The sequence below is a fragment of the Micromonospora sp. PLK6-60 genome, from assembly GCF_019890675.1.
GTDB lineage: Bacteria > Actinomycetota > Actinomycetes > Mycobacteriales > Micromonosporaceae > Micromonospora.
Genome location: NZ_JAIOAA010000030.1, coordinates 25,269 through 31,388, shown reverse-complemented (window position 1 = coordinate 31,388; position 6,120 = coordinate 25,269). Strand labels below are relative to the sequence as shown.

Genomic DNA, 6,120 nt, shown 5'->3' with positions numbered 1-6,120 from the left:
AACGTCCCAGATCGCACGTCCCGACCAGTCGGTACGCCCACACGAAAGGTCACCCATCCGGCTTCGGGGCCCCCGCCTGGCGCCGGCCCCCCGATGTCTGCACGACCCCGTGACCGCCCACAGGTGTTAACAAGGTGCCCTTCCTCTACCGAATGCGTTAACAAGGGCACCCTCCTTGCACCCTGGGGGCGGCGTCGGCGGGTGGGGCGATCGAGGCCATAGGGTGGTCGGCGTGGCGACCCTTCTGCTTCTGCGACACGGCCGGACCACCGCGAACGCCGACGGCGGGCTGGCCGGTCGGCAGCCGGTCGAGCTGGACGAGACCGGGCGGGCCCAGGCCACGGCGGTCGGTGCGCGGCTGAAGGCGTTGCCCCTCGCGGCGGTGGTGACCAGCCCGCTGATCCGCTGCCGGCAGACCCTGGAGCTGGCCCTGCCGACGGCCGAGCCGGCCGTGGCGGAGGGGTTGATCGAGTGCGGGTACGGCGACTGGGAGGGGCAGCCGCTGAAGAAGCTGGCCAAGGAGCCCCTCTGGCCGGTGGTGCAGCAGCATCCGAGCGCGGCGGTCTTCCCGGGCGGGGAGTCGATGGCGGCGATGGCGGCCCGGGCGGTCGCCACGGTGCGTTCCTGGGACGCCCGGGTCACCGCCGAGCACGGCCCGGAGGCGGTCTGGCTCGCGTGCAGCCACGGCGATGTGATCAAGGCCATCGTCGCCGACGCGCTCGGCGTACACCTGGATCTTTTCCAGCGGATCGTGGCGGACCCGGCGTCGGTGACCGTGATCCGCTACACGCCGCTGCGCCCGTTCCTGGTCCGGCTCAACGACACCGGCGGTGACCTGGCGGGTCTGGTGCCACCGCCGCGCAGGCGACGCCGCCGGGCGGCGCGGGCCACCGACTCGGACGCGGCCGTGGGCGGCGGTGCCGGAGGGACCCCGTGACCGGTCACCGACCCGCCACGCCCGGCGCGTCGCGCGGCTGCGACCGGCGCGCCGCGCGGCGGAGATTCACCGTGAGTGCGGTGCGCGACGCCCGGGCGGGCCGGATAGGGTCGTGGGTATGACCCACCAGGTGCACGCCTTCGAGCCGCCGGAGCGGTTCGTCGCCGGGACCGTCGGTGCGCCGGGGGAGCGCACGTTCTTCCTCCAGGCGCGCGGCGGCGGGCGGCTGGTCAGCGTCGCGCTGGAGAAGGTGCAGGTCTCCCTGCTGGCCGAGAAGCTGGAGGAGTTGCTCGCCGAGGCGCAGCGCCGGTTCGGCGTCGACCTGCCCGAGGCGGCGCCGAGCGCCGCCGGCGACAACGACCCGCTCGACACCCCGGTCGACGAGGAGTTCCGGGTCGGCACGCTCGGCCTGGCCTTCGACGTGGACACGGCGACCGTGGTGATCGAGGCGATCGCGGCCGGCGAGGCCGAGGCCGAGGTCGAGCTGGAGGACGACGACGAGGACGACGACGAGGCGGAGGAGCCGGACGAGGATCTCGACCGGCTGCGGGTGCGGCTGACCCCCGAGGCGACCCGGGAGTTCATCGCCCGGGCCCGCCGGGTGGTCAACGCCGGTCGCCCGCCCTGCCCGCTCTGCGGCCAACCGCTGGACCCCGCCGGGCACCTCTGCCCGCGGCACAACGGTTACCACCGGTGACGTCGTCGGAGCTGCGCCCCTGCCAGGACGAGCGCGCCGCGCTCCGGCTGTTGCACGACGGTGAGCTGGACCTGGAGGGGCGTCTGGTCGACGCCTCGAACACCACGCTGCGCGGCATCATCACCCTCGACGGGGTGACCGCCCGCTGCGTCTACAAGCCGGTGCGCGGCGAGCGGCCGCTGTGGGACTTCCCGGACGGCACCCTCGCCGGCCGGGAGGTGGCGGCCTACCTGGTCTCCCGGGCCACCGGCTGGGACCTGGTGCCGCCGACGGTGCTGCGGGACGGCCCGTTCGGTCCCGGCTCCTGCCAGCTCTGGATCGACGAGCCGGAGGAGACCGAGCCGCTGGTCGGCTTCGTGCCGGCGGACGCGGTGCCGCCGCGCTGGTTCCCGATCGCGGCGGCCCGGGACGACGACGGCGCCGTGTACGCCCTCGCCCACGCCGACGATCCCCGGCTGGCCCGGCTCGCGGTCCTCGACGCGGTGATCAACAACGCCGACCGCAAGGGTGGGCACGTGCTGGTCGGCCCGGACGACCGGATCTACGGGGTCGACCACGGGGTGAGCTTCCACGTCGAGGAGAAGCTGCGTACGGTGCTCTGGGGCTGGGCCGGCCGGCAGCTGCCGCCGGACGTGGCGGAGCTGCTGGACGGCCTCGCCGGCCAGGTGACCGGGGCGCTCGGCGACGAGCTGGCCGAGCACCTGACCGTCTCGGAGGTGGCCGCGCTGGCGGCCCGGATCGAGCGGCTGCGGGCGGCCGGCACCTTCCCCCAACCGTCGCAGGAGTGGCCGGCGATCCCCTGGCCACCCATCTGAGCCGTTGTCGCGTTGATCACCCGTGGGGCGCCCCGCGACGGCCTGACGGCTCGTTAGGCTGACGGTCATGGAGTCTTGGGCGGGACACGAGGTGCCACGGCTGCCGGGCGCGGGCACACCACCGAAGCTGTACGACTCGGCGCGGCAAGGTGTCCACCCCAGCCGGCCCGACGGGGCCGCCTCGATGTACGTCTGCGGCATCACCCCGTACGACGCCACCCACCTCGGGCACGCCGCCACCATGATCGCCTTCGACCTGGTGCAGCGGATGTGGCGCGACGCCGGCCTGACCGTGCGGTACGTGCAGAACGTCACCGACATCGACGACCCGCTGCTGGAGCGGGCCGCCCGCGACGGCGAGGACTGGAAGGTCTTGGCCATGCGGGAGACGGCGCTGTTCCGGGAGGACATGGAGGCGCTGCGGATCATCCCGCCGGCGCACTACGTGGGCGCGGTGGAGTCCATCCCGGACATCGCCGAGAAGGTGCTCGTGCTGCTCAAGGACGGTGCCGCGTACCGGCTCGACGACGGCACCGGCGACGTCTACTTCGACATCTCCGCCGCCCCCGCGTTCGGCTACGAGTCGAACCTGTCCCGGGAGCAGATGCTGGAGATCTTCCCGGAGCGCGGTGGCGACCCGGACCGGGCCGGCAAGCGCGACCCGCTCGACCCGCTGCTGTGGCGCGGCGCCCGTGAGGGCGAGCCGTCCTGGCCGGGCGGTGAGCTGGGCGCCGGCCGGCCGGGCTGGCACATCGAGTGCGCGGTGATCGCGCTGAACCTGCTCGGTGACCGGATCGACGTGCAGGGCGGCGGCAACGACCTGCTCTTCCCGCACCACGAGTGTTCCGCCGCGCACGCCGAGCGGCTCACCGGCGCGGCGCCGTTCGCCGACCACTACGTGCACGCCGGCATGATCGGCCTGGACGGCGAGAAGATGTCGAAGTCCCGGGGCAACCTGGTCTTCGTCTCCCGGCTGCGGGCCGACCGGGTGGACCCGATGGCGGTCCGGCTGGCCCTGCTGAGCGGGCACTACCGCGCCGACCGGTCGTGGACCGACGAACTGCTCGCCGCGGCCGGGGAGCGGCTGGACCGCTGGCGGCGGGCGGCCGCCGCGACCGCCGGGCCGTCCGGGGCCGAGCTGCTGGCCGGCGTACGCGAGCGCCTGGCCGACGACCTGGACAGCCCGGGCGCCCTGGCGGTGGCCGACGAGTGGGCCGATCAGACCCTCGCCGGCACGGGCGACGACCCCGACGCCCCGAAGCTCTTCGCCGACACCGTCGACGCCCTCCTCGGCATCCGCCTGTAAGGAAGGGCCCCCTGTTAACGCATTCTGCATAGCAGGGGCCCCCTGTTAACAACAGGCCGATCCCGGTGCCCCCGCCGGCCCAGCAGTGTTCCGTTTCCATGATCGTGCTCGATGCAGGAAACAGTGGCCTCGCCGCGTCGGCGAGACCACTGTTTCCACGTTCGAGCGCGATCACCGACGGGCCCCCGGCCAGCGCGATCAACGGCGGGGCGTCCGTCGAGCGCGACAGCCGCACGGCAACCGTCCAATGCGCGGTCACCGACGGGCACCCGGCCAGCGCGATCAACGGCGGGGCGCCCGTCGAGCGCGACAGCCACCCGGCAACCGCCCGATGCGCCATCACCGACGGGCGCCCGGCGGCGGGTGGGCGCGTGGGTGGGAGCGCTCAGCCGAGCACGAGACCCGGGTCGGGGTCCGGTTCGGGGGCGGGCGCGGGGATCTTGTACTCCTCGGTGAGCGTGGTCATCGGGCCGGGCCAGGTGGCCTGGGCCACCTCGATCGGCTTGCGCCGCTCGTCGTACGCCACGTGCAGCAGGTGCAGCACCGGGGTGTCGGGGCGGATCTGCAGCGTCTCCGCCTCCTCGCGGCTGGGCTGGCGCGCGCTGATGGTGTCGGTGGCGGTGACGTAGCGGCGGCCGGTGGCCTCCTCGGCCTCCTGGTAGAGCGGCCGGCCGAACGCCTCGGCCCGCTCCAGCGAGGTGCCGGCGGTGTCGGCGGGCAGGAACCAGGAGGCGCCCACCTCGACCGGGGAGTCCTCGGTGCGCACCAGGTGCCGCCGGCAGAGCAACTCGGTGCCGTCGGCCACCCCGAACGCGTCGGCGACCTCGGCCGGGGCGGGGGAGCGGCCGACGGAGACCAGCTGCTGCCGGTACCGGGCGGCCAGGTCGGTGTGGTAGCCGCGGAAGCCGCCGTACCGGCCACGGGCCAGCCGGTTGAGTCGGCGCCGGGTGCCCCGGACGTACGTACCCGAGCCGGGTTTGGTGATCAGGATGCCCTCGACCCGCAGCTGGTCGACGGCGCGCTGCACGGTCTGTTTGGCGACGCCGAACATCTCGGCGATGGCCGGGATGGACGGCAGCCGCTCGCCGGGCGCCCAGTCGCCGCGGCGGACCTGGGCCTTGAGCTGCGCGGCGATCTGCCGGTGCGGGAACTCGGCGGCCCCCGGGTTGATCTGCACGCCCACCCTCCTCATAACAGCTAGGTTCCTAGGATGCCGCAGCGGGCGTGACCGCGCCACCCCGGACACGAAGAAACCGGGCCCCGAAACGGGACCCGGCCTTCGATCGCTACCGACACCGAACCGAGCCGCCACGAGCGCCGAGCCCGCCACGAGCGCCGAGCCCGCCACGAGGAGCAGAGCCGGTCACGAGCAGCAGAACCCGTCACGAGCAGCAGAGCCGCCGGCGAAGCGGGCAGAGAGCTACCAGGAGCCGGCGGTGGGGCCGGCGGAGCCGCCGCGGCGGCGCAGGTACTTCTCGAACTCCTGGGCGATCTCGTCGCCGGTCAGCGGGGTGATGCCGGCGTCACCGACCCGTTCCTCCAGCTCGCGGACGTATTCTCCCAGCTCGGCGTCCTGCTCGGCGGCGCTGCGGACCCGCTGCTCCCACTCGGCGGCCTCCTCGGCCAGGTCGGCCATCGGCACCGGCAGGTCGAGCACCTCCTCGACCCGGTGCAGCAGGGCGAGGGTGGCCTTGGGGCACGGCGGGTTGTTGGCGTAGTGCGGGACGTGCACCCAGAAGGAGACCGCGTCGACCTCGGCCCGGCCGCAGGCGTCGTGCAGCACCCCGACGATGCCGGTCGGCCCGTCGTACCGGGTGGGGGTGAGCTGGTAGCGGCGGGCCGCGTCGGCGTCCGACGCGCTGCCGGTGATCGGCAGGGGCCGGGTGTACGGCACGTCGGCGAGCAGCGCGCCGAGCAGCACCACCCGTTCGACCTCCAGGCTGTGGCAGATCTCCAGGACCTGCTCGCAGAAGGTGCGCCAGCGCATGCTGGGCTCGATGCCCCGGATCAGTACCACGTCCCGCTCGGTGCCCTCGGGGCTGGCGACCATGAACCGGGTGGTGGGCCACTCCACCCGCCGGGTCTCGCCCTCGGCCATGGTGATGGTCGGCCGGCTGACCTGGAAGTCGTAGAAGTCCTCCGGGTCCAGCTCGGCGACCTGCCGGGCCTGCCAGACCTGCTCCAGGTGCTCGACCGCGGCGGTGGAGGCGTCCGCGGCGTCGTTCCAGCCCTCGAACGCGGCGATCGCCACCGGGGACCGCAGCACCGGCAGTCCGTCGAACTCGGTCACGCCGTCACCTCGCCCTGCTCGTCGGGGACGGCACCGGGTGGCGGCCCGGTCGTCCGCCCGCCTGCGACGGTGGCG

Annotated in this window: 6 protein-coding genes; 4 read left to right on the top strand and 2 right to left on the bottom strand. The window is 74.0% G+C overall.

What is annotated here, in order from left to right; genetic code table 11:
* Positions 1 to 223: 223 nt before the first annotated feature.
* The 4 genes from K7640_RS29255 (at position 224) to mshC (ending at position 3,755) form a co-directional block, all read left to right on the top strand.
* A complete protein-coding gene (locus K7640_RS29255; protein WP_222958180.1) occupies positions 224 to 937 on the top strand; it encodes a histidine phosphatase family protein in 714 nt (237 codons plus the stop codon).
* A gap of 118 nt (positions 938 to 1,055) precedes the next feature.
* On the top strand, positions 1,056 to 1,634 hold the full coding sequence (locus K7640_RS29250) for a DUF3090 domain-containing protein (protein ID WP_222958179.1): 579 nt from the start codon (positions 1,056 to 1,058) through the stop codon (positions 1,632 to 1,634).
* Positions 1,631 to 2,449 (top strand): SCO1664 family protein, encoded by an 819-nt coding sequence (locus K7640_RS29245; RefSeq protein ID WP_222958178.1) that lies wholly within the window; start codon positions 1,631 to 1,633, stop codon positions 2,447 to 2,449. The genes K7640_RS29250 and K7640_RS29245 overlap by 4 nt, the downstream gene beginning before the upstream one ends.
* 67 nt (positions 2,450 to 2,516) lie before the next feature.
* Complete coding sequence (gene mshC, locus K7640_RS29240; protein WP_222958177.1) at positions 2,517 to 3,755, top strand: cysteine--1-D-myo-inosityl 2-amino-2-deoxy-alpha-D-glucopyranoside ligase; 1,239 nt, start codon at positions 2,517 to 2,519, stop codon at positions 3,753 to 3,755.
* A 385-nt stretch (positions 3,756 to 4,140) separates the two neighbouring features.
* Here mshC and K7640_RS29235 read toward each other — a convergent pair whose 3' ends face one another.
* Both K7640_RS29235 and K7640_RS29230 read right to left on the bottom strand, forming a co-directional pair.
* A complete protein-coding gene (locus K7640_RS29235) occupies positions 4,141 to 4,932 on the bottom strand; it encodes a GntR family transcriptional regulator (RefSeq protein ID WP_222958176.1) in 792 nt (263 codons plus the stop codon).
* Between the two features lie 243 nt (positions 4,933 to 5,175).
* A complete protein-coding gene (locus K7640_RS29230) occupies positions 5,176 to 6,045 on the bottom strand; it encodes a PAC2 family protein (protein WP_222958175.1) in 870 nt (289 codons plus the stop codon).
* Positions 6,046 to 6,120 lie beyond the last annotated feature (75 nt).